Below are 24,178 nucleotides of genomic sequence, written 5' to 3'. Positions count from 1 at the left end.
GGTTTATAGATACTTAAATATAGTGAGAATGATTTTATAACCTGCCATGACGGTGCCCTTAACAGTGCCCGATACTTTGGAGACGCCAATCCGCTTCCGGTAAGTTACGGGAACTTCCGTATAGCGGATTTTCTGCCTCGCTGCTTTCGCCTGCATCTCCACGGTCCAGCCGTACGTACGGTCGCGCATCGAGAGCGCCAGCAGCGTATCCAGCTTTATAGCCCGGAAAGGACCGAGGTCGGTAAAGCGGGCTTTGTAAAACCAACGCAGCAGGGACGTTGCTAGCCAGTTGCCGAATATCTGCTGGGGCAGCATGGCCCCCGTTGCGCGTTTGCCTAGGGCCCTGGAGCCAATCACCATCTCCGCCTGCCCCTCCACAATAGGCTGCACCAGTTGCGGCATCTCCTCCGGGTAATCAGAAAAATCGCCATCCAGAAAAACAATGATATCAGGGCGGGTATCAGCAGGTTTGGCAGCAGCGTAGGCTATTCCTTTTAGGCAGGCGTTACCGTATCCGGGGGTTGGCTCTTCCAGCACAGTAGCACCGGCGGCGGCCGCAACTTCAGCTGTGTTGTCTTTGGAGTTGTTGTTCACCACAATCACATCCGCTACAAACCCTGACGGAATGGCATGCAGTACGTTGGCAATGGATCGTTCCTCGTTATAGGCAGGAATGATAACGTTGATTCGGGGCATAACTTAAATGTGGGCACAAAGATGTCCAATTTCTTTTTCTGATGCTACTAATGCCGCGCTTCTTTGGAGTTTTGCCATAACACAAGTTACCTTTGTAAACTTAATTCTGCATGAAGTTTGTTATTAGCTAGTTATGTTACTTGAAGCACTTATAAATGAGGATGCGGTGAAGGAAGGGGATATAGCCCCTGACTTTGAACTGCAGCGGCAGGATGGCGGTTTGTTCCGCCTGCACGACCTGCTGAAGGAGAAGAATGTGGTGCTATACTTTTACCCGAAAGACAGTACCTCAGGTTGCACCAAACAAGCATGTGAGTTCCGGAACCAGTACGAAGTCTTTAAAGAATACGGCGCTGAAGTGGTTGGCGTGAGTTCTGACAGCCTGCAATCGCACAAGAAGTTTGAGCGGGTACATCACCTCCCGTTCACGCTGCTGAGCGACAAGGGCGGCCAGATTCGAAGTATCTATGGGGTGCCACGCAAGTTGGGTGTTTTTCCGGGACGTGTTACCTATATCATAGATAAATCGAAACGGGTCCGCGCTATTTACAACTCCATGTCTAAACCTCTGGAGCACATCAGTACAGCAATAGAGGTACTGCGTAGCATCAATGAGGAGCAACAGTCTCCACAATAGACAGCTGTTATTCTATAAACGAAAGAGGGGCGCCTGCATATGCAGGCGCCCCTCTTTCGTTTGTCCTTTTTTACTAAGTATTTTTTAGCTGCAGTACTTTACCGCCATTAAATTCCAGGCGCAAAAAGCCAAAAGCTTTATTAAAAAGAATCCGATTCACATCACCTGCTTTGGTGCTGTTCGTTACCACCTCATACACATCATTGTAGACCTTGCCGTTTACCTCATAGGTAGCATAGGTTGGTTGCTGTTCATCTAACTCCCAAACGCCCTGTTCTGCTACACCTATTTCAACTAACAAGTCACCTGGCTTGGTAAAGATGCGTGTAGAGAGGGAGGGCTGTATGTCCTTCACATCTTCTATGACGGTCCTTATCTCAATATTTACTTTTTCAATGCATTCGTCTGTAGCAGTATAACCTTCACCCGCAAACTCATTTGCAAAAATGCCGGAGCGGGCATACACCACGTTATTGCCTTCTGTGGATACAAACCTGATGCTGTCTTCCCTTTTATAGACCAGCCATGCTGCATCTTCCGGCGTTGGTTTTGTAACGGATATTTCACCACACTTCTCACAGGATGTCAGCACAGCGGTTGCAAAGAGGAGTACAAAAAAGGAAAGGAGACTTATTTTCATCTTTTATTTAAATTCTGTTTTGTATTTTCTGCAATAAATAAGGTTATGTATTTGCATTATAGTGACCCGCTGGTGTTGTATGGGGTTGCACCTGACCAGCTTCTTTAAACCATCTTACTACCATCGGAAAATGATCACGCACCGCATCCTGGTGTGTCAGGATGTTGATATGGTCATAATCATGCAGGTGGCCGTTGGCTTTGCCCAACACCCGGAAAGCAGCATGTTCGCTACCTGTTTCCAGCAGCAGTTTCTCTACATCCACCGGGTTGCCCAGCACATCATCTTTAACACCGGTTATATACAGGGTAGGAGGTACCTCCATTTGCTGCAGTGCTGCTGCGTAGTCAAACTGGTCGTGCCAGTGGAGCCAGTTCTTTCTTACAACCCAATCGTTTGTTTGGCGGTGGGTGAGGCGTGTTTCATTATCGGAACCCATCTTCAGCTTTTTGGCGGGCAGTGCACCGGTTGTTGCCACCGCTGCTCTGGCGACCCAGTTCCACATCACGTCAATCATAAAAAACTTCTTGGGGCTCCAGATGCTGATGCGGCGCTTGCTCGCGAAGAAAGCCATCGCCTGTACCTTTACAGGCACCACGGGGCGCGCAAGATAGGCCAGCATGAGCACACCGCCCCACGAGTGCGCACCCCAGAACTGGTGAACATCCCCCTTCAGTTCTTTTATTTTATTTATGAACGCAGGAAAATCTTCTTCTAAGGTATGGGTTAATCCGAAATCTGATTTACCAGAAATGGCAGGTTTGCTTTTACCCCGGCCCCGCAGGTCAGCTACAAATACATCATACCCTTGGTGCGCCATATAGGGTGCAAATCCCTTGTCGGACTTGGAGTAGAAGATGTGGCCATTTTCGATGGAGCCATGCACCAGCAGCACCGGCGGCCCCTGCTGGTTTTGGCTGAAACGCTTCAGGTGCAGGGTATCGGTGGCGGTAACAGGTATGTAAATAGATTCTTTTTGCAGGGAAGTAGTAGCAGCTTCTACCATGTGGGGTAAAATCTAGTTTGGGTTGATAAATGCCTGAACGCCTCTCTGGCCGCTCCTGAGCAAGGCTACTTTATCATCTTCGGTTAATTTACGCACGCGTGGGCTGTAGCCCGCTGTGCTCACCGAGATAGTACGAGCCCAGTCGTGTGTTGTTAGTCCCTGCCTGTTCAGGTTCTCTTTTACGATGGCATAAAAGGCACCCATATAGTCTCCAAACTTATCTATTTTGTAAGGTGCCAGGCCTGCCTGCTTCCTGTCGTAGGCAATCTGCTCGTCGCGGTCCAGGCGCAGGCCCAGCGTTTGCGGGTTATGAAACCTGCCAGCGGCATCGTAGTTTTCAGGCCGTGGCTGTGCTTCGTGCAGGTATTCTTCCTTGTCAAAAACATCTAACGGAAAGTTAGCCAGTACACCACCATCAATCAGCACATCCACGTCCAGCCCTCTCCTGGCTTTAGTTACTATCTGCCCCTGCTGGTCAAGCAACACAGCGCGGTAGTACAAAGGCACCGACATGGAGATGCGCACCGCGTGCTTCACCTGCATGTTGGGGTAAGTTTCGTGTGAGAAAATAACAGTGCACTGGTCTGTCAGATTGGTTCCTGTTACGTAAAGGTCGCGGAAGTTCTCCTTACCATTTAAGGCATGCAGTTCTGCAAAGGTGATGTCTGACTTGCCTGTTTTGGCTTTTAGCTGTTCCCCCAGCCACTCTGTGAACTTGTCGCCACGGTACCAGCCGTATTGCTTGAAGAGGCGATTGGTGCCGCCGAAGAAAATAAACCTGCCGTCGTTGAACTGCTGTACTGGTGTCCGGAATGTGATGTCTGTAATTTCATCAGGAGTATACCCTACTGCCAGGAGGGCAGCCTGTATGGCTCCGGCCGAGGTGCCAGCCACGCGTTTGATTCCCGGTAAAATATGATGGTCTTCCAGTTCAGTTAAAGCCCCGCCGTAAGCAATGCCGCGAATGCCTCCACCTTCCAATGCCAGGTTATAGTAGCGGGTCTGGGTTTGGCCAAAAACAGTTGTGCCAACCAGCAGGCAAAGTAGGAGCAGGTTAATCTTTATCATGGAAAACTCACCTTAAGGTATTGTTATCTCCAAAGATAAAAAATAGCTGCTATACTTTTGTGGCAGGTTGGCACTTTCAGGATTTACTTAAAAGCACTTAGCTTCTTACCGGTACAGGCTGTGGTTTCAGCTTTGGTCTTAGTACCAGCCAGGCCAGTGTACCGAAGATGGTGCCGGAAAAGAAAGCCAGCGCCGTCACCAGAATACCATTCACGCCGCGTTGTTCTGCATCATAATATACCCATGTCTGGATAAACACAAGCAGCATCATGTATACACCAATAATTGTCAGAAATAGAAAGTTTGATATGTCCATTGTTCGTAGTTCTTTAGGTTAGCTTACTATTTGTATTGATTCGGAAATGCTATACACTTCTATACTCTTATATAAACTCTTTCTGTGGCACTATGTTTTTAACTATATCAAGAATAGCGTTGCAATATTAGGTTTAGCTAAATAAAGATTTGTATTTTATCTACCGGTGTGCCTAACAAGCAACCTGCATAAATTGTATTGCAATAGGTGAAGTGTACTCTCTTTTATTTTGCCTGACCTAAGTGACTCAGACAAAGGGTATGGTATTCTTCTGCCATTACTGTTTCTCGACCTGGTGCGGTAATTTATCTTATTACTTGGTGTGGGGGGAGTCTCCAGACTCGCTTTTCAATGTAAGGTGAACTAAGGTACTGTATATATATACTTAGCAGAAGAATGGAAAAGCAACATCAAAGGATAGAAAACATGAATCATCCTGAATTTTAGAATTTGGAATAAAACAGGAGGTACTTATGTCTACTGCCTGTTTTAACGCCCCCGACGAAGCTGATGTTCTCTCACTGGCCAACATCCTCAATGAGTTTACCTACTACTCCCGATTAATAAGTTCGGGATGATTCATGTTTGATGAAGATGTACATTATTATGAAAGGCTAAGGTGATAATGTGCTGATGCAGCTCTGTTTTACTAAAAAGCCTTGCTCTATGAATGAGGAAAAAATCATTTCGGCTCTGCGGAAGGGAGAGCAGGGGCGGTTTTATCGTGCTGTCGAAGCAGCAGTTGTAGCACTTCCGTCAGGTAATCTCCACTGTGTGGACCGAAGAAACTCATGCTGCGCGTCTCATACTTGTCCAGGTTATAATGCTCTGCAGGCGTTACATAGCCAATGTAGCCCCCGTTAAAACTGGTAGCTATCACCTGCAGTCCCTCCTGCGTGGCAGTATACATTAACTCATCCATAAACTCACCGGAATAATCAGCAGGGGCACCGAGCAGCACCACATCGCCAATCTGCAGACTGGTAACATAAGCCGGATGCTTTCCGAAGAGCCAGTTAAAGAGGGTTGGGGCAAGGCGCAGGTTCTTACTGATGCGCCATTGTGGCTCCGGCAACAGCAGGGGAACCCTGTTATAGCCAAGCGTGCGGATGAAGGATGTTTCTACCTGGTGCAGTTCATGCCGCAGGAGGGCAGCCAGCCGTTCCCCAACCTCCTCTGCGCCTTCAAAAGGTTCACGCTGAAAGTAAACAGGGCTGTGGCTACCTACTGCCCCGGCCGAGAAGGCAGCGAATTCCACCCTTTCTTCCAAATCATCTACCAGCACACCTGGGTAATCACGGGAGAGAATGGGCTGCATGGAGGGCAGGGTAGTGGGGTGGGCTGAGAAAAAGGAAAGAATGGCAATTGTGCCATCCGGCCGCTCAAACTTCAGGAAGCGCAGTTCGGTGTCCCGGTCTTCTCTCGATTTGGTGAGGCGGTTGTTTACCAGGCTGGCCGCGTTGGCGCTGCCGTAGCCTATCCGTGTGGGCTCCAGGTTTTTCCGGGCCAGTTGTATACTTTGCACAATCTGCTGCGTCAGCTGCTGCACAATTTCTTTTTCATAATCCCCGGCCAGCAGCTTGATGCCGATTTTACGGCCCCAGCCGCCAAAGCTGGTGTGGCTGTGGGTGGCGGAAAGGTATACCTGCTCTGGTTTCAGCCCCAGTTTCGGGTATTCTTTCTCCAGTTCCTGCAGTATCAGCATGGGCACAATCAGCAGGTCCAGTGACACAAAGTATGCCTCTGTCTGGCCGTTGTCAAAGGCAAAGGTGCGTACCCATGCGGTATCATGTACTTCCTTGTAGTCCATGCCCAGTCGCTTGCCGTAGCCGGCCAGCGGGGCAGGTGCCGGCGGTGTAATGTTTACTTTCGCCCAGCCAACTTCCAGTGTATCACCGGTTGTAACGGTGGCCGGGCCACTGTTCAGGTTGGCAAGTGTCTCTTTATAGTAATCAGTTTCCTGGTAAGGCGTACGGTCTATGCGCTGCACAATACAGGCAGGAAACAGCAGGAGCAACAACAGCCAGTACCAGCTTCGGGAGACTTTCTTTTTTGATGCAGTGTTCAATCCTGCGCAGTTTTGATTTGGTAATGGATGAATTGGAGATTTTACTAAAGCACTATGGCTAAACAACATAACAAACCGATGTGTTAGCTGATGCTCTAAATTTTTTACAAAGCTACAATCTCATCAGGTTAATCTTTCTACTTATGGCAATATACTTTAAATTTGACCTTTCGATAACCTACTGATTTCAGAACATGACCAGGAGAACGACAGCAGGGCAGGTACCACAACTTCATTCAATCAGACCCACAAGCCCTGACGCGGCATAACTTCTATCGCGCTGCTTCCTTATTATACATCATAAAGAAGTAAAGCACCTATTTAAATTTCCGGCATTCTAAGCCTTGCTGCAAGTATCCCATTTATAACCGCATTCAAGTATTTCTAAAAATATGGAACAAAATATTGATCATCTCTTAAAGATTGCCACTGAGCTTACCATCACCATCAAGCAAGTGGAGGCTACGGCCACCTTGCTGGACGAGGGAGCGACGGTGCCTTTTATTTCCCGTTACCGCAAAGAAGTGACCGGCTCGCTGGATGAAGTGCAGATTGCCGCCATCCGCGACAGGATGGAGCAGCTGCGCGAACTGGACAAGCGCCGTGAAAGTATCCTGAAATCCATCCGTGACCAGGAGAAGCTGACGCCGGAGTTGGAAGCACGCATTATGGCGGCCGAAACCATGGCTGTGCTGGAGGACATTTACCTGCCATACAAGCCAAAGCGCCGTACCCGTGCCACCATTGCCCGCGAAAAGGGACTGGAGCCACTGGCGGAGCGTATTTTCCAGCAGGAGAACTTCGACGTAACGGCAGAGGCTGCCAACTTTATCTCTGAAGACAAAGAGGTAAAGGACGCGGAGGAGGCCCTGGCTGGTGCCCGCGATATTATGGCGGAGTGGATGAACGAAAATGCCGAAGCACGTGCCACGATGCGTCAACTCTTTGAAAAGAAGGGCATGTTTAAGAGCCGCGTGATGATGGGTAAAGAGGAAGAAGGGCAGAAATTCAAAGATTACTTTGAATGGGATGAGGCGATAGAGAAAGCTCCTTCGCACCGTATCCTGGCCATGCGCCGCGGCGAAACCGAAATGGTGCTGATGCTGAGTGCACAACCTGAAGAGGAAGCAGCGCTTGCGAAGCTGGAGGATATGTTTGTGAAAGGCAATAGCGCTGCTTCAGAGCAGGTGCGCCTTGCAACCAAAGACTGTTATAAGCGCCTGCTGAAGCTGAGCATGGAAACAGAGGTTCGCCTGAGTTCCAAGAAGCGCGCTGATGAGGAAGCCATACGCGTTTTTGCGGATAACCTGCGCCAGTTGCTCTTATCCTCACCACTTGGTCAGAAAACAGTGCTGGCGTTGGACCCTGGATTTAGAACAGGCTGCAAGCTGGTGGTGCTGGACAAGCAGGGCAAGCTGCTGCACAACGAAACGATTTACCCGCACACTGGCCAGCACAAGGCGCAGGAAGCAGGTCAGAACGTGAAATACCTGGTAGATAAATTTAATGTAGAAGCCCTTGCCATTGGGAACGGTACGGCCAGCCGCGAGACGGAAACTTTTGTAAATAGCCTGAACCTGCCGAAAACTGTGCAGGTGGTGATGGTAAACGAAAGCGGTGCCTCCATCTACTCAGCCTCTGATGTAGCCCGCGAAGAATTTCCTGACCAGGATGTGACCGTACGTGGTGCCGTGTCCATCGGTCGCCGTTTGATGGACCCGCTGGCGGAGCTGGTGAAAATCGATCCGAAATCCATTGGTGTTGGCCAATACCAGCACGACGTAGACCAATCTGCGCTAAAGCATACGCTGGACGACGTAGTGATGAGCTGCGTGAATGCGGTGGGTGTGGAAGTGAATACCGCCAGCAAGCAGTTGCTGACCTACGTATCTGGTCTTGGTCCGGCGCTGGCGCAGAACATTGTGGAGTACCGCAACCAGAGCGGCCCTTTCCAGACACGGACTGAGCTGAAAAAAGTAGCCCGCTTAGGTGATAAGGCCTTTGAGCAGGCGGCAGGCTTCCTGCGCATTCGTGACGCCAAAAACCCGCTGGATGCTTCTGCAGTGCACCCGGAAAGCTACCCGATTGTAGAGCAGATGGCAAAAGATTTAGGTGTAACGGTGCAGGACCTGATCAAGAGCGACGAACTGCGCAAGAAAATCGAGCTGAAGAAGTACGTGACTGATACGGTTGGTTTGCCTACGCTGAAGGATATTGTGAGCGAACTGGCAAAACCAGGCCGCGACCCGCGTGAGACGTTTGAGGCATTCAGCTTTACAGAAGGAGTGAATGAGATGAGAGATCTGCGCGCCGGCATGAAACTGCCGGGCATCGTGACCAACATCACGGCCTTCGGTGCTTTCGTAGACATTGGGGTGCACCAGGACGGACTCGTACATGTGAGCCACCTTTCCGACCGCTTTGTGAGCAACCCGCATGAAGCCGTGAAGGTAGGGCAGAAGGTAGAGGTAACGGTGCTGGAGGTAGATGAGAACCGCAAGCGGATTTCGCTTAGTATGAAAAGCGATCCTGCTGCTGCCAGACCGGCAGGTGGCGGTGGAAATAAGAAAGGCGGTGCCAAAAAAGAAGCAGAGCCAATGGATGATTTCCAGGCGAAGCTTGCCCAGTTAAAAGGCATGTTCAAATAAGAAAAGATAAAAAAAGCGGCTTGTACCATATACAGGCCGCTTTTTTTATGTCTTTAGCTAAAAAGTAAGGGTGGCACTAAGTGAGCCGGATTGCAGCCCCACCTGTGGTGTCAGCAAGAGCCGATGCCTCCTGTTCTTCAGTTTCTGGTTTACCACATCGTAAAGCCGGTTTATACTTTTAGAAGTTAAGTACCCAACTGCCGCACCCGCCAGCACATCTGTTGCCCAATGGGCGTTATCATGGATGCGGGAGAGGCCAACAAGTGTAGCGGTACCATAAGCCAGTGGCGGTACCCACTTACTGTCTTTGTACACCGTAGCCACCGATGTAGCCATGGCAAAGGCGGTAGCGGTATGTGCAGAAGGAAGCGAGGTGTTTTTACCCTCTGCCAAACCATCAAAATGATGGTTTTCTGTGGCAGAACTAGGCCTGTGCCTCTGCAGGGCCTGCTTCAGGGTGTTGGTTACAACTGCAGTGGCCATAATGCTCCCCAATGAGGCAAAGCCTGCTTTTTGCAGCTTAGGGTCCTTAAATAGGATTCCCGCTAAAGCTGCTGCTCCTGCAAAATGAGCCAGGTTACCAGGTTTTCCCAAAGGCTCTACTGTACGGGCTACAGCAACAGTAATCCGGCTGCGGTTGCTCTGCGAAAATTCCTGCAGGGGCTCATCCGCTATTAAATAAGTGCCGGCAAGAATTCCCATTCCGGCACCTACTTGGGCGGCAGTTTTTCTGAAAGAAGATTTCCTGGCATCAGCCTCCTGTAAAGACAGGTCAGGCAGGCTTAGCGCTGTGTCAAGAGGCTGTGTATTGTGCTGCAACAGGTTTGCCTGGTCTGACAGGGGAACCTGTGCCCAGGATATTTGCTGGAGAAAGAGAAGAAAGAGCAGGGGAAAAAGGCTGCTGTGCTTCCATTTTTTTGGAGAAGCACTGTAATGGTCTGACATAAAAGGTCTTACAGGAAAAGGTGAGTGTTTAAAAGTTATTTTCAAACTACACACTTTCATAGTAGAATAGTTTCTTGCTGGTTGGATATCCGCTTTATATTATAATTATTGTACGCGTAGTGCAGCAGTGGCGTGTGCATTTTCATGAGTATGCTTTTAGCACATCCTAATGCAGCCATTGCCGCTGCGAAGCCGTATGACTGGCTAATGTTTTTGTTTAAAAATCAAATGCTTACGAATATGCGCTTATACTATTCATGCTACCTCTTGGTCGTGCTGCTGCTCGCTGGCTGCGCTGAACCTGCCGATGCACAACTTCCGGCCGATGCCAAGTATGAGTTGGAGGAAGCCTATCCATCGGTAGAGTTTAACAGCCCGGTAGAGGCCGTGTGGGTGAAGGAGGGACAAGGGCGGCTGTATGTGGTTGACCAGGAGGGAAAGATTTTCTGGCTACCGGGTACGGCAAGCGCGGGTACAAAACAAAACCTCTTCCTCGACATCTCCGACAGGGTAGTGGCAGGCGGAGAAAGAGGGCTGCTGGGGCTGACGTTTCACCCTGACTTCCAGAACAACGGCTATTTCTATGTCAACTATACGGCAGGAAATCCGCTGCAGACACGGATATCGAGGTTTAAAGCACCAACTGGCAACTCGGGGCAGGTGGACCCGGGTAGCGAAACAATTCTGCTGACATTTCAGCAACCCTATGGCAACCACAACGGGGGCAAAGTAACATTTGGCCCCGACGGCCACCTGTATGTAGCTGTAGGGGACGGCGGCAGTGGCGGCGACCCACAGAACAATGCGCAGGACAGGTCCAACCTCCTTGGCAAGATACTTCGCCTCGACGTGAACAACACCTCCGGCAACCGCACCTACGGTATACCGGCCGATAACCCGTATGCAAATAACCCGGAGGGCTTCCGGGAGGAAATCTTTGCCTATGGCCTCCGAAACCCCTGGAAGATTTCCTTTGACCAGGAAACTGGCCGCTTATGGGCAGCGGATGTGGGGCAGAACAAAATAGAAGAAATCGACATTGTTGAGAAAGGCGGAAACTATGGCTGGCGCATCATGGAAGGATCAGACTGCTTTAAGCCCTCCTCCAATTGCGACGAGAAAAATCTTATTAAACCAGTACACGAGTACACGCACGCAGATGGCGTTTCCATAACTGGGGGCTTTGTATACAGGGGCAAGGCCATGCCGGAGCTGCAGGGCAAATACATTTATGCAGATTATGTCAGTGGGAAAGTATGGGCCTTATCACTGAACAAGGATGGCACAAAGGCCGACAACGCACTGCTCCTCACAACAGGTTTCCCTGTTTCTGCCTTCGGGCAAGATCAGAACAACGAGTTGTTGGTGCTCAGCTATGGCAGCGAGGGCAAAATTTACAGGCTGAACCGGCAGGCAAAATAACGATAACTCGCAAGCAGCACAGGTCATTCCAATTATTACATTATATTAGAGTGAAGATGGAATAGGGAAGAAAGCCAATCTTTTGATTACCAGTAGAGTAAAAGTATCTATAAATTTCTTTTTAACAGCCCTTGCAGCTAGCTGCAAGGGCTGTTATTTTGATGGATAAAGGTATAGGAGGTGGTATAACGTAGCCTTTGTGATGTAAATAAACTGTATTATTTAGTTAAAAATTATTGATATTCTGTGTGGTATAGTACCTTTAGAATATAAAGCATCAAAGCTATGAAAAAATTCTATCTATTTTTAGTGGCTGTCATGGGAATGGCGGTTGCTGCTGAGGCACAAAGCGTGTCTTTTGGTCCACGGATAGGGGTGAACTTCGCCACTGTTCGAGCTGTAGAAGGTGATGACGATTTTCGGGAGGAGTTCAATGATGAGATGGAGTTTTCCACAGGGGCACAGTTTGGTGCAGTAGTCAATTTTGGTATTTCTGATGTGTTTTCTATTCAACCGGAAGTGCTGTATTCTCAGAGAGGTTTTGAAGCAAATACTTCTTTGCTTGAAGATGATCCGATGGGGGATATAAGTGTGAAATTTAAGATGAATTACCTGGAGGTGCCGGTGCTGGCTAAAATCTCGTTTGGCGGCGATAAGGTGCAGGGCTTCGTGACAGCTGGTCCGACAGTTAGCTACTGGATGAACGGTAAACTTAAAACCTCTTTTGCCGGGGAAAAGGAAGAAGAGGATATCGAGTTTCAGGATGACTATGAAGATGGAGCAAAGCAAAACCGGTTAGACTTTGGAGCCAGTGTAGGCGTAGGTATGGCCTATCGTCTGGGCGCTGGTGCCCTTAACTTAGATGTGCGCTATGGCCATGGTTTATCAGATATGACCAAGTATGAAGAAGACCGACCGAGCGAAGAGCCTAAAAATGCTCATCGGACAATTGGTGTGTCTTTAGCCTACCTGTTTGGCGGAAAGTAAGGCACCAGACCGAATTTAGAAAGGCGTCTCCGGCATGTGCCGGAGACGCCTTTTTGTATCTGGAATGCTTGATCACATTACAATCTTTATTGCCCATCTACCCAAACGCAAGGAGCACATAGGATGATCGGGGACAGACTAATTAAGAGCGGTAGAGTAGGTGAAGAAGCGTTATAATGCGGGGGAAATAATTATTTATATATCAAAAAAATTAAATGATAATATATAGTATATTAAGTGTATAAAAAATAAAATATGAAAAGTAAAGTTTTGATGGTTTTGATTGTTGCCATAGGTATGGCAATCGCTGCTGAGGGACAAAGTTTGTCTGTCGGCCCACGTGTAGGTGCCAGCTTCACTACATTTAGAGCTTTAGGTGGTAATGACTCCTACCGGGAATCGTTTAACGATGAATATGATTATGCTATTGGGGCCCAGTTTGGAGCAGTGTTCAATTTTAGTGTTTCAAAAATTGTTTCCATTCAGCCGGAGATTCTCTATTCCCAGAAGGGCTATGAGACACACCAACCATCAGTTGCAGGAGATCCTACCGGAGACATAAGTTCAAAGTTACGCATGAACTATCTCGAGGTGCCGGTAATGGCCAGGATCTCCTTTGGGGGCGAAAATTTTAAAAGCTTTGTTACCGCCGGCCCGTCCGCAGGTTATTGGATGAACGGTAAGTCCTGGTTTTCTTTTGCTGGTAGAGAGGAAGAAAAGAGCTATGAATTCCAGGATAGGTATGTAGATAGCATGAAAGACAACCGATTGGATATAAGTGCAAACGTTGGCGTTGGTGTGGCTTATAATGTAGGTGCTGGTGCGCTGAACCTAGACATACGGTATGGCTTTGGCTTATCAGGTATCTCTAAGTATGAGAATGATCGCCCTAGCGATGAACCTAAAGTAGGGCACCGAACCTTTGGCGTATCTCTGGCTTATCTGTTCCTGGTAAAGTAAGAAACCTGCGCTTGCGTAAAAAAGGGGGCTGCGGCATGTGCCGCAGCCCCCTTCTGTCTTCAAAAAGAAGTGAATATAAAGATTTAAGAAGTAATAAAAGTAACTTGAACAGTAAATGAATTCGTATCCATTAAAAAACCTTTACATATGGATACTTATAACTCTAAAATGTCTGATGTGCTTGATACACAGTACATCTCCCCGCCTGCAACTGGCTCCAGCCACATAAATGTAGGAACAGCGGAGCGGATCGCTTCCTTGGTGGGAGGTGCTTTGCTGGCCTATTATGGGTTGCGCAAGCCAAACCTGGGCGGTCTTGCTATGGCTGCTGCCGGAGGCGCTATGTTGTATAGGGGTTCTACCGGCTTCTGCCCGTTAAACAGCACCATCGGCCGCGACACCTCCAACGGCACAAAAGACATTTCCATTGAAATTACCCGCAGCCTGACTATCAACAGGTCCCGCAACGACGTGTTCCGGTTCTGGCGCCAGCTTGAGAACCTGCCGCAGTTTATGAAGCACCTGCAGGAGGTACGCCAAATGGGCCCCAAGCGCTCACATTGGGTAGCTAGAGTTCCGAAAGGCGTAGGCACGGTGGAGTGGGATGCAGACATTGTGAAGGAGGAAACCGACGCCCTTATCTCCTGGCGTTCTTTGCCTGGCTCTGATGTAGATAATGCCGGAGAAGTCCGCTTTACGGATGCCCCTGCCGACAGAGGGACGATAGTGCAGGCCACTATCTCTTACAGGCCACCTGCCGGGGCCGTGGGAGGCCAGATTGCCAGGTTGCTAAACCCCGCTTTTGAGCAGATGGTGAAGAACGACCTTCGCCGCTTTAAGCAACTCATGGAAACAGGTGAGGTGACTACCGTAGAAGGCCAGCCGGCCGGGGAGCGCTAAAGAGCCAGAATTCCTTGTTCTTATCTAAATAAAAACAACACTATGAAAGCACTTTGTTGGAATGGCATCAACGACCTTCGGGTGGAGCGTGTGCCGGACCCGGCTATTCTGAATCCGGGCGATGCCATTGTGAAAGTAACCATGTCGTCGGTATGCGGGTCTGACCTGCACCTGCTTGATGGTTATGTGCCCACTATGAAAGCCGGTGATATTATAGGCCATGAATTTATGGGAGAAGTAGTGGAAGTAGGCCCTGCCGTAGCGAAAATAAAAAGAGGCGACCGTGTGGTGGTGGGCTCTGTACTGGGCTGCGGTGGCTGCGAATTCTGTCAGACTGACCAATGGTCGCTCTGCGATAATTCTAACCCAAACCCGGCGATCCTGGAAAAAGCCTACGGTTACTCCGGAGCAGGTATATTTGGCTACTCCCATGCCTTTGGCGGCTATGCCGGCAGCCATGCCGAGTATATACGCGTGCCATATGCCGATAACGGAGCCTTTAAGGTGCCGGATGGGGTAACGGACGATGCGGCCGTATTTACCTCCGATGCCTTCCCGACTGGTTTTATGGCAGCTGACATGTGTGGTATAGAGCCCGGCGACACAGTGGTGGTATGGGGTGCCGGCGGTGTGGGCCAGATGGCCATGCAAAGTGCCTGGCTCCTGGGTGCCGGCCGCGTTATTGCCATAGACCGCTTTACAGACCGGCTGGCAAAAGCAAAAAAGCATGCGAAAGCGGAAGTTCTGAACTATGAAGAAGTAGATATACTGGAGGCGCTGAAAGAAATGACCGGCGGGCGGGGACCGGACCGTTGTATAGATGCCGTGGGCATGGAGGCGCATACTACTGGTGTGGAGCAGTACTACGACAAGGCCAAGCAGTCGCTAAGGCTGCAGACAGGAAGACCTGCTGTACTCCGCCAGGCTATTGTGGCCTGTCGCAAGGGAGGTACGGTATCCATAGTAGGGGTATACGGTGGCCTGCTCGACAAATTCCCGATGGGAGCAGCCATGAACAAAGCCCTGACCTTGAGAATGGGGCAGATGTTTGCCCAGAAGTACATTCCGCAACTCCTGGATAGAGTAGCCTCAGGGGAGGTAGATCCGAGTTACATGCTCACTCACAAATGGGGCCTGGAACAGAGCCCTGAAGGCTATAAGATGTTCAAAGAGAAAACCGACAACTGCATGCGGGTGGTGTTCACACCTTAAGTTGATTGAGAACTATCATAGTGTATTTATAAGTACCTTCAGAGCGTTTGCTAAGATTCGCTAAGAAGTGTTTGTCGGTGAGAAGATACAACTACGGCACTTCTATCTGAGGCGGAACTATACTTTAAAGTGAGATTAAAAAGGAGCCATCTGTACAGTTGGCTCCTTTTATTTTATACCAGTTTCTCTGTACCAGAAAGCATGCCGTTCTGGCTCATGACTTTGCGCGGCAATCTTACACGTGACGCACCGTGGGCATGTTTTAAGTCTCGCTTGTGAAAAACAATTTTTTGGATACCTGTTAAGTAAAATGAAGTATGGCACAAGCGCGTTGATATTAAAATGTTTTATTTAAAAGTGGTATCTCATTTATCAGCTGGTGCGTAATTTGCTTATTTAGAGGGGAATAATTTAAAGGGGGATGAAAAAGTACACATGTTTTTATAGCCTACTTTTGGTAGTGGCTGTGCTGTTTTCAGGGTGCAAGCAGGCCAGTGATTTGAAGGCATTTACAGAGGCAAACTATTCCTTAAAAGAGGTGCAGGACCTGCAGCTGAATGGCGTAGATGTAATGAAGAAGCGCGGACCCAACGACTTCACCACCAGCGAAGGCGACAGTCTGTTAGCCTCCATATCAGATAATACGCTGCGCGCGAGCACTACTTTATACTTGCAGGTGCAGATGCAGGAGCCGGAAGAGGTGCGGCAGATGACCATTACCGAAATGAAGTGGCAGCTGCTGGTGGACGGCGAAGAAACGCTACAGGGCGTGGTACAGGAACCGATGTACCTGCACCAGGGCCTGAATGAACTCCCCATCCAGACTTCCGTGATGATGTCGGAACTGGAAGGAATGCGCAACTACGAAGGCCTTTCTAAACTAATGACACTGCTCTCCCAGAAAAAGGACCTGCGTCAGAACCTCATCTTTCAGATAAAGCCAACAGTGCAGACGCCAGTGGGAGAGGTAGAACTGCCAAACTATATTACCGTTTCTGGTCCGAAGAATAGTTGAGGCTAAGAATGAACAATTTGTTAAGACTAGATTTTATGGAATCAACAGAAATAGAAATAATTCCCACAGATTCTTCAGGGGAGCTTGGAGATTTAAATGCTGATGTTTTTTATAAAGGAATAAAATGTGAAATAAGGATTGTTTCTGATAAAGATGCTTTAAGAGTAAATGCCTATAAGTCATTTAAAACTGATTTGATTGAATGTCTAAATTATATAGAAGAGTATGAGCATCAATCTTCTAAAATAATTAAAACAGCTTTATTTAAAAGCCTAGTTATTACTTACGGGAGATGCTTTGCAGAATCAAAAGAGCGAGGAGGGATAAAGCTAGAGCCCAATCATATTTTTAAACGATCGGAAAATGTAAACCATAAGGTTTCACACAATTATATCATAAAACTAAGAAACGATCATATAGCCCACCATAGTGACATGGATGCCGAAAAGAGTAAATTATTTTTCGTTATTCCGCCTACAATCTGTCCTGATAAAACACCTGTAGTATTAACAACTTCAGGTAAAATAAACATAGACGACATTTCAGAACTAACTACTCACAGGATCAAAGAAACAATCAATTTTGTCTTAGAACATGTGACCAAGCAGGTCGATAGGTTTTTAGAAAAATTAAAAAGAAGCCAATTTGACTCTCTATAAATCAAATCACTTTTTATCTGTAGGTGTAATAGCAGGCGGTGTAGTACGAAACACTGTAGCCTCTGTATCCCGGAACCAGGCATGTGCACTTGGAACATCCTCAAAAAACTGCATCTCAAAGGGATAGATGTCTCTTACGTTGTCCATTAAGTCTTCCAGAATAAGCTTGCTGTGCAGGTCCTTGGGTTCAATCAAAGCCATTTTCCTGATAGCGGATTCTTCGGCGAGTCTGGGAGCATTTACCTCTGTTGCCCATATCTGGTCTTCTGGTGTTATGATGCCGCCCTCCCGGTTGTTCACCAGCCAGAAAGGGAACTTCCTCTCAATAGCAATTTCAGTAGCAAGGGAGAGGCCGTGGCGATAAGTAGCAGTGGGCACAGTGCCATTTGCCTGTATAACTATAAGTTGAAGGGATTCGTCAGCGTATACCTTCAACGCTGGTGTATCAAGATACAAAGTCATTTGTTGCAGTGCTCTTTGCAAAGGCACATTGGCGTACCTTCACTAAAGCTCCCGACAAGGTACTAACTTTAGGATTAATCTACAAAAGAGGGGAGAAAAGCAACATGGCTATGTACTATTTTAATGAATCTTCCTTTTCCTTATGAGGGTTTCATTTATTACCTGCCCCAGCAACAGACCGGCTATACTTCCTGCCAGGCCATACAGCATCGGGTTTACCTCAGGCTCGAGGTACAAAGCCAGTAGCCAAACACCCATCCCAGCCAGCATAGAAGCAATGGCAGCAGCTGAACTGGTTCTGCGCCAGAACATGCCAGCCACCAGCGGCATAAAAAGGCTTACCAGACTCAGCGCCGACGACTCACTGACTAACTCATAGATATTGCTGTGCAGCAGCGCCATCGCCAGAGAAACAGCCGCTACCACCAGTACACTGAAACGGGAGAGGCGCAGCAGCTTGGCATCCGTTACGTTCTTCAGCAGTGGGCGCAGCATATTTTCACTCAGAATAGAGGCCGGAGCCAGGATACCGCCGCTGGCCGTGCTGATAATAGCGGAAATCAACGCCCCAAAGAAAAGCACTTTCACGAGCATAGAAGAAGACCGCAGGATAAGCCCTGGCACCAGCAGTTGTGCGTCCTGCTGCATCAGCTCCGGGTACAGGTGTTTGGCGTAGGTGGCTAGCAGCAGCGGCATAAAAGCCACCGTCAGGTAAAGGAAGCCGGCACTGATGGAAGCCGCCACGGCCACCCGCTCCGATTTTGCCGACATCACCCGCTGAAACACGTCCTGCTGCGGAATGGAGCCAAGCCCGATCGTAATCCAGAGGCCAAAGTAGTTCAGCCAGCTGACGGCATCGCGTTCTTCGGGTACAAAGCGGAAGAAGTCGCCCGGGAGGCCGGCCTGTACCTCTTCCAGCGGCACCTCCTGCAACAGGTTCCAGCAGATAAAGATCAGGCCACCGATTATCATGACGGTCTGTACAAAGTCTGTGATGGACACCGACCACATACCACCCAGGAAAGTATAGCCTATCACGATGCTGCTTCCAATTAGTATTCCTGCTATGGTGGAAATGCCGAATACCTGGTTCATCACAATACCCAGGGCCACCATCTGCGCGGCAATCCAGCCGAAGTATGAGATAACCATAAAAAAAGCAGCAATCTGTTCGGTGGTTTTATTGTAGCGCACCCGGTAGTAGTCGCCCAGGGTGAGCAGGTTCATGCGGTAGAGGCGTTTGGCAAAGAACAGCCCCACCAGCACCAGGCACAGCGCCGCCCCAAAAGGATCTTCAATCACACCCAGTAAGCCATGCGAGGCAAACTCAGAGGAGGCACCTAAAAGGGTTTCGGAGCCAAACCAGGTGGCAAACACCACGGTAGTAGAGATGTAGAACGGAAGTCGGCGGCCTGCCAGCAGGAAATCGGTGGTGTTGTGCACGCGGCGCGATGCCCAGTAGCCAATGCCAATGTTAAAGAGCAGGTAGAGCAGCACAAACAGGATGAGCATAACGAGCGTAATTTCCTGCTAAAATAGGAAGGAATGCTGAATGTGAGGGAAACACCCGAGATTCAAGCTAAAATAGCATAGCAAAGTGGTCTGAGATAGCACAATGAAACACTTTGGCAAAGTACTTGCATGTAAAATATCAGCTGTGAAATATCGTTTTACTTTAACAGCGCACCTACAGATCTGACTATGCTAAACATAAAGAAACTTGCAATATCACTGGGACTGGTGTTAGCCCCTGTATTGGGCTATGTAGCTACTGCTGCTACTGACGCTACCCCGACTCCTGAAACAACCGAAGTTGCTGATACCCGCGACATTGTGCAGGAAATTATCAACGTGGTGGGGTTAAAGCCCCGCTTCGAACTGCGTGCCGCTGATATAGATAATGCCGTTGCCGTAGTTTACAACGGCAAGCGCTATATCCTGTACAGCGACCGCTTCCTGTCCAGCATCAACAACGCCGTGCATACTGATTGGGCTGGCGTAAGCATCCTGGCGCACGAAATCGGGCATCACCTGAACGGACATACCTTGTCGGGAGGTGGCAGCAACCCGGCAGATGAACTGGAGGCCGATGAGTTCTCTGGCTTTGTGCTGCGTAAAATGGGAGCAAGTATGGCAGAGGCACAGGCTGCTATCGATTTACTTTCAGAAGAAGAAAACTCCCGGACACACCCTGGCAAGAGGTACCGACTGGCTGCCATCAGCAAAGGCTGGAAAAGCGCCAACGACCAGTTACTGGCCAGCGCCCAGGGGCCACAGCCTGACCAGCGTGCGATAGTGCCGAGTACCAGACCGGCTGAACGCCAGGTTGCTACCGCACAACGGCAGAACACATCTCAACATCGGGTTTCAATGGACAGCAGAAGTGTGCTGACCCGGGTGAATTTTACCAAAGCTCCCCGCGAGCAGTTTTACATCACTACTCGTCTTTACCTGGTGCACATGAGTGAGGATGGCGTGAGAGTGATAGGAAAGCTGGCGAAGACAAATAACCCGGATTACCCATACTATTTCGAGAGTGAGATTATGGATACTATCTTCGTGACGGATGAAGGCTATCTTGTGAACAAGCGTGGCCAGCGTGTAGGGCACCTTTCTTAAGCCAATCCTCCTTTTTAGAGGAGTACAGAGGCCACACCTTTCAGAGGGTGTGGCCTCTGTACTTTAGGGATATATGTTTTTTCAATATATTGCTGCATCAAAGTCTGCCTATCTCTAAATTCCAGAAAATGAAAAATATAAAATACCTTCTCGTCCTACTGGTTCTATTTCCGCTCTTTACCTCCTGCGATAGTGAAGGTTTATGTATGAAGGGGGAGGGAGACACCGAAACACGTTCTCTGGATATAGCGCCCCTGGAAGGAATTGATGTGAGTGGCAGTATGCGCGTGTTTATCCGCAAGGGTTCTCCGCAGCGCGTGGAGGTGGAGGGGCAACGGAATGTGCTGGATGAACTGGGAACAAAGGTGCAGGACGGTGTCTGGGACATCGAATTTAACCGCTGTATACGCGACCATAATCCGGTGATGGTGTACATTACCACACCGGAAATAAGACAGGCGAGTGTGGGAGGCTCGGGTTATGTGGAGCTGGAGGACGTTTTTGAAAGCGAGGAGTTTGATGCCAGCGTCTCCGGCTCCGGCGACATGAAGCTCAGGCTGGCGACCAACCGCCTGAACTCCCGCATCAGCGGATCTGGCACAATTACTGCAGCAGGGGTAGCCAGCCGGCACGATATTTCTATTTCCGGATCTGGCAACAATCAATCTTTTGACCTGACGACGAGGGAGGCCGAAATAGATATTTCAGGCTCCGGTAAAGCCGAGGTAAACGTAGAAGAAAGGATGGATGTTGAAATTAGTGGCAGTGGGCGCGTATACCACCAGGGTAGCCCTACTATCAACGCTGATGTATCCGGCTCCGGAAAGGTTATCAGGAAGTAAAGATTAAAAAGAGCAGAGCATGATAAAAAAGTTCGCAAATTTTACGCTGTTGCTGGCCCTGCTGGTGCTGAGCTTTGCGTGTAAAACCAAAAATGATGTAGAGGCTTTTAAAGAGGCAGAATACAGCCTTAAAAGCGTGGATAGGGTGGAAGTAAACGGCATTAACCTGCTGGAGAAGAAGAACCCACAGGATTTCTCTTTTAGTGAGGCTGCCAAATTGTTTTCGGCTGTCTCCAATAATGATTTGAAGGCCACCTCCACCCTGGGGCTGAGCGTATCGCTCGGGGAGGGGCAGGAAGACCGCACCATGACTGTGACGAAGCTTAAGTGGCAGTTGCTGGTAGATGACCGACAGGCACTGAGCGGGTTGGTAAGTGAACCTGTAGAACTCAGGAATGGCTTAAACACCATCACTGTAAGCTCGCCCCTAAAGCTTGTAGAACAGAACGGCAGCCCCGATCTGAACAGCCTGCTGCAACTGGCAACCCTCCTGAACCAAGACAAAACAGCCCGGCCAAAAGTAACCCTGCAGATAAAGCCAACGATTCAGACTTCCATTGGGCCATTTGAACTCCCTTCGTTCATCAACATAAAAGACTAAAGAGAAAGCCAGGCGTAACGCCTGGCTTTTTTGTGCCTGAGCTATAGCGTTTTGACCAAAGGCCATTTTCGTAAGGGTTGTGCAGCGTATCGAAGTGTAAATGACTTTTACTGCTCCAGGGCTTTCACGCACATCTGGAAATTTAATTCAGCATAGATAAAAAATGTAAAAACATTTCAGAAAAAACGGCGTAGCTGGCATGCTGCTTGTTTTAGTTATTCCGTCGACAGTTGTCGAGATAACCTAAACCGCAAGACGATGAACTATAGCCACAACCAACCCGGAAGCCCTTTGTGTCAAGCTGATGTAGCTAGAACCTATATTCGTAATGGCTGGATACCTGTTGTAATACAGGTACTGGACAGGGATAGCAGAAGACGGCAGGAGGAGCACCAGCCTGGTTATAACAGGCCGCGCAACAGAAACATGAAACGAAAGTGGAGCTGGATAGCCTGGCCTTGGAAGTAGCCTTCTCCCGTATGGCAAATACAGCCACTTGTATTACAATAGAGTTTTAAATTCAAGGATGAAAAAATTATTTGCGCTCTCACTAGTTCTTGCTATACCATTTGTAGGAATGGCGCAGCGCCCGAAGCTCAACAAAGAACAGCTGCTGAGAGATATCAAAGTGCTGTCTGCAGATTCTTTAGAAGGACGCCTGAGTGGCACCAAGGGGAATAAGATGGCGCAGGAGTATATCCAGCAGCGTTTCAAGCAGATTGGACTTACACCCTTTGGGCAGGAGTATAAGCAGCACTTCAGGCTGGAGACAAAGCGAATGGTGGTAGAGCAGGCAACCAACCTGGTGGGGTATATACAGGGCAAATCAGATAAAGCCATTGTTGTTACCGCTCATTATGACCACGTGGGCCAGCGGGATGGAGAAATCTATAACGGTGCCGATGACAACGCCTCAGGTGTTGGCGCTTTGCTGGCGGCGGCCTCTCATTTCTCAAAAAGCAAGCCGGAGCATACCCTTGTTTTTGTGGCGCTAGACGGCGAGGAGCTGGGACTGCAGGGGGCAAATGCTTTCCTGGAAAATCCGCCTGTGCCCTTGCAGAACATCCTGCTGAATGTGAACATGGATATGCTGAGCATCAATAACAAAGGCGAGCTCTATGCCAGCGGAGCCCACCATAACCCAAAGCTAAAGCCATACCTGGAGCAGGTAAAGCCACAGCCGCAGGCTAAACTGGTGCTGGGCCACGACAGGCCGGAGCAGGGCCACGATGACTGGACTTCGCAGTCAGACCACTACCAGTTTCATAAGCGCAAAATCCCTTACGTGTACTTCGGGGTTGAAGACCACCCGCATTACCACAAACCCACAGATGATTTTGTGAACGTCAACACGAAGTTTTACCCGGATGCAGCAGCTCTGGTGATTGATTTCATCAGCCTGATGGATACTAACCTGGATAAACTGGAAACTACCAAATAAAAGATAAAATTGAAGGCAGGTATTAACTCTTAGGAGAGCAGATGCCTGCCTTTGCTAGTATTTGAGCAGTATCAAAAATTAAAGCATAGCTGTCTCCAGCTAACGATCAGTAAACTTTTGCTTTTGAATCGAGTTGAACGTAAACATAAAGACAAGTTCGGGTTAGCGTAACAGAACGCTCTACATACAATCCACCTTTACCTATGAATGGTAAATCTTACCTTTTTCTCTTAATATGTTTCCTGTGGCTGTTAATCATAAATACAGCTGAAGCCCAATCTATATTCAACAAGAGGGAAGGCGTTAGCAGAGTACCGGATGAGCGCGGTGTAGTGCTTGCCGTGGGCGGTGGTTTGGCTGCCGTCAGAAGTGATATTTGTGGCCGCCCTGGCTGCAACAGGTTTGGCCCGAATGTGCGTATCGGGGCGCTTTATTACTTCACGAATTACCTGGGTATTAGCGGCGGCATCGGTTATTTGCGCTTAGGTGCTACCGAAGGCTCTCCACATCGTCCCCTAGATGTTTCTTTTCGGTCTGAAGTAGTTGAAGTGACCGCAACCGTGGTGATTAACTTGCTGGACAGCTATGCTGGCAGCGCAGGCTATCGCTCCCTGAGGAAACGCTTCCTGGTGCCATATATCCGGGCTGGCGCTGGTTTAGTGTATTATACGCCCACCTCGTACCCTGGTCAGGGTAAGTTAAATGAATCTCAGACTACTTATGAGCCGGCGCGCAGGTATCCTGCCATTGCCGCTGTCATTCCCTTTGGAGGAGGCCTGCGCTTTCGCATTAACAACGAATTCAGCATAGCACCCGAGCTCATTTACCACATCACCACCACCGACTATTTAGACAACATCGGACCAGCGCCGGGATACCCAAACAGGGATGACCACTATGGCATTGCCGTTGTGAATGTGCTCTACACACCCGTGCTTCGTAACAGGCTTTTCTCCCGGAAATAATACGGCAAAAAGCATCATCAGCAACTTTAGTTTTAACTACTCATCAATTGGTGTCGTAAAGGTGTGGGC

Annotated in this window: 24 protein-coding genes; 15 read left to right on the top strand and 9 right to left on the bottom strand. The window is 48.9% G+C overall.

All coding sequences use genetic code 11. From position 1 onward, the window contains the following. Positions 1-3 precede the first annotated feature (3 nt). The gene (locus ACFS7Z_RS04500) at positions 4-696 is read right to left on the bottom strand and encodes a glycosyltransferase family 2 protein (protein WP_377481562.1); all 693 of its coding nucleotides are present in this window, start codon (positions 694-696) and stop codon (positions 4-6) included. A gap of 133 nt (positions 697-829) precedes the next feature. Between ACFS7Z_RS04500 and ACFS7Z_RS04495 the strand changes: the two genes are divergently transcribed. Continuing rightward, positions 830-1,333: a peroxiredoxin gene (locus tag ACFS7Z_RS04495; RefSeq protein ID WP_377481559.1), complete on the top strand. Its 504-nt coding sequence runs from the start codon at positions 830-832 to the stop codon at positions 1,331-1,333. A 73-nt stretch (positions 1,334-1,406) separates the two neighbouring features. Here the strand turns inward: ACFS7Z_RS04495 and ACFS7Z_RS04490 are convergent, their stop codons facing one another. The 5 genes from ACFS7Z_RS04490 to ACFS7Z_RS04470 all read right to left on the bottom strand — a co-directional run bounded on the left by ACFS7Z_RS04490 (position 1,407) and on the right by ACFS7Z_RS04470 (position 6,431). After that, a complete protein-coding gene (locus ACFS7Z_RS04490) occupies positions 1,407-1,973 on the bottom strand; it encodes a hypothetical protein (protein WP_377481557.1) in 567 nt (188 codons plus the stop codon). Positions 1,974-2,016: 43 nt separating this feature from the next. After that, positions 2,017-2,979 carry an alpha/beta fold hydrolase gene (locus ACFS7Z_RS04485; protein WP_377481554.1) on the bottom strand — a complete coding sequence of 321 codons (963 nt, stop codon included), beginning with the start codon at positions 2,977-2,979 and terminating at the stop codon, positions 2,017-2,019. A 12-nt stretch (positions 2,980-2,991) separates the two neighbouring features. Then, on the bottom strand, positions 2,992-4,047 hold the full coding sequence (locus ACFS7Z_RS04480) for a patatin-like phospholipase family protein (RefSeq protein ID WP_377481552.1): 1,056 nt from the start codon (positions 4,045-4,047) through the stop codon (positions 2,992-2,994). Positions 4,048-4,144: 97 nt separating this feature from the next. Then, positions 4,145-4,363: a hypothetical protein gene (locus ACFS7Z_RS04475; RefSeq protein WP_377481549.1), complete on the bottom strand. Its 219-nt coding sequence runs from the start codon at positions 4,361-4,363 to the stop codon at positions 4,145-4,147. 682 nt (positions 4,364-5,045) lie between these two features. Beyond that, positions 5,046-6,431: a neutral/alkaline non-lysosomal ceramidase N-terminal domain-containing protein gene (locus ACFS7Z_RS04470; protein WP_377481546.1), complete on the bottom strand. Its 1,386-nt coding sequence runs from the start codon at positions 6,429-6,431 to the stop codon at positions 5,046-5,048. 392 nt (positions 6,432-6,823) lie between these two features. Here ACFS7Z_RS04470 and ACFS7Z_RS04465 point away from each other — a divergent pair, with 392 nt between their 5' ends. Next, positions 6,824-9,079, top strand: coding sequence for a Tex family protein (locus ACFS7Z_RS04465; protein ID WP_377481544.1), 2,256 nt, complete (start codon positions 6,824-6,826; stop codon positions 9,077-9,079). A gap of 57 nt (positions 9,080-9,136) precedes the next feature. Here ACFS7Z_RS04465 and ACFS7Z_RS04460 read toward each other — a convergent pair whose 3' ends face one another. Next, entirely contained in the window at positions 9,137-10,024 is an 888-nt protein-coding gene (locus ACFS7Z_RS04460) for a phosphatase PAP2 family protein (RefSeq protein WP_377481541.1), read from the bottom strand. Positions 10,025-10,264: 240 nt separating this feature from the next. On the opposite strand from ACFS7Z_RS04460, the gene ACFS7Z_RS04455 reads away from it, so the two are divergent. The 7 genes from ACFS7Z_RS04455 (at position 10,265) to ACFS7Z_RS04425 (ending at position 17,179) form a co-directional block, all read left to right on the top strand. Continuing rightward, entirely contained in the window at positions 10,265-11,446 is a 1,182-nt protein-coding gene (locus ACFS7Z_RS04455) for a PQQ-dependent sugar dehydrogenase (RefSeq protein ID WP_377481538.1), read from the top strand. Positions 11,447-11,731: 285 nt separating this feature from the next. Then, positions 11,732-12,433: a porin family protein gene (locus ACFS7Z_RS04450; RefSeq protein WP_377481535.1), complete on the top strand. Its 702-nt coding sequence runs from the start codon at positions 11,732-11,734 to the stop codon at positions 12,431-12,433. A gap of 255 nt (positions 12,434-12,688) precedes the next feature. Further along, on the top strand, positions 12,689-13,393 hold the full coding sequence (locus ACFS7Z_RS04445) for a porin family protein (protein WP_377481532.1): 705 nt from the start codon (positions 12,689-12,691) through the stop codon (positions 13,391-13,393). 147 nt (positions 13,394-13,540) lie between these two features. After that, positions 13,541-14,293: an SRPBCC family protein gene (locus tag ACFS7Z_RS04440; protein WP_377481529.1), complete on the top strand. Its 753-nt coding sequence runs from the start codon at positions 13,541-13,543 to the stop codon at positions 14,291-14,293. A 42-nt stretch (positions 14,294-14,335) separates the two neighbouring features. Continuing rightward, positions 14,336-15,505 carry a zinc-dependent alcohol dehydrogenase gene (locus ACFS7Z_RS04435; protein ID WP_377481526.1) on the top strand — a complete coding sequence of 390 codons (1,170 nt, stop codon included), beginning with the start codon at positions 14,336-14,338 and terminating at the stop codon, positions 15,503-15,505. A gap of 421 nt (positions 15,506-15,926) precedes the next feature. Beyond that, the gene (locus tag ACFS7Z_RS04430) at positions 15,927-16,520 is read left to right on the top strand and encodes a hypothetical protein (protein WP_377481523.1); all 594 of its coding nucleotides are present in this window, start codon (positions 15,927-15,929) and stop codon (positions 16,518-16,520) included. 35 nt (positions 16,521-16,555) lie between these two features. Further along, the gene (locus ACFS7Z_RS04425) at positions 16,556-17,179 is read left to right on the top strand and encodes a hypothetical protein (RefSeq protein WP_377481520.1); all 624 of its coding nucleotides are present in this window, start codon (positions 16,556-16,558) and stop codon (positions 17,177-17,179) included. 6 nt (positions 17,180-17,185) lie between these two features. On the opposite strand, the gene ACFS7Z_RS04420 is transcribed toward ACFS7Z_RS04425, so the two are convergent. Both ACFS7Z_RS04420 and ACFS7Z_RS04415 read right to left on the bottom strand, forming a co-directional pair. Further along, positions 17,186-17,641, bottom strand: a complete 456-nt coding sequence (locus ACFS7Z_RS04420) for a hypothetical protein (protein ID WP_377481516.1) — start codon at positions 17,639-17,641, stop codon at positions 17,186-17,188. Between the two features lie 120 nt (positions 17,642-17,761). Further along, positions 17,762-19,153: a sodium:solute symporter family protein gene (locus ACFS7Z_RS04415; protein WP_377481513.1), complete on the bottom strand. Its 1,392-nt coding sequence runs from the start codon at positions 19,151-19,153 to the stop codon at positions 17,762-17,764. A gap of 189 nt (positions 19,154-19,342) precedes the next feature. On the opposite strand from ACFS7Z_RS04415, the gene ACFS7Z_RS04410 reads away from it, so the two are divergent. From ACFS7Z_RS04410 to ACFS7Z_RS04385, 6 genes are all read left to right on the top strand, one after another. Then, complete coding sequence (locus ACFS7Z_RS04410) at positions 19,343-20,260, top strand: membrane-binding protein (protein WP_377481510.1); 918 nt, start codon at positions 19,343-19,345, stop codon at positions 20,258-20,260. A gap of 128 nt (positions 20,261-20,388) precedes the next feature. Beyond that, complete coding sequence (locus ACFS7Z_RS04405; protein WP_377481507.1) at positions 20,389-21,102, top strand: head GIN domain-containing protein; 714 nt, start codon at positions 20,389-20,391, stop codon at positions 21,100-21,102. A gap of 19 nt (positions 21,103-21,121) precedes the next feature. Further along, entirely contained in the window at positions 21,122-21,703 is a 582-nt protein-coding gene (locus tag ACFS7Z_RS04400) for a hypothetical protein (protein ID WP_377481504.1), read from the top strand. A gap of 258 nt (positions 21,704-21,961) precedes the next feature. After that, complete coding sequence (locus tag ACFS7Z_RS04395; RefSeq protein ID WP_377481501.1) at positions 21,962-22,171, top strand: hypothetical protein; 210 nt, start codon at positions 21,962-21,964, stop codon at positions 22,169-22,171. Positions 22,172-22,229: 58 nt separating this feature from the next. After that, complete coding sequence (locus tag ACFS7Z_RS04390) at positions 22,230-23,144, top strand: M28 family peptidase (protein WP_377481498.1); 915 nt, start codon at positions 22,230-22,232, stop codon at positions 23,142-23,144. A gap of 203 nt (positions 23,145-23,347) precedes the next feature. Continuing rightward, complete coding sequence (locus ACFS7Z_RS04385; protein WP_377481495.1) at positions 23,348-24,109, top strand: outer membrane beta-barrel protein; 762 nt, start codon at positions 23,348-23,350, stop codon at positions 24,107-24,109. The last annotated feature ends 69 nt before the right edge of the window (positions 24,110-24,178 follow it).

Source organism: Pontibacter toksunensis (assembly GCF_042686245.1).
GTDB lineage: Bacteria > Bacteroidota > Bacteroidia > Cytophagales > Hymenobacteraceae > Pontibacter > Pontibacter toksunensis.
This window is presented reverse-complemented; position numbering and strand designations above follow the sequence as displayed.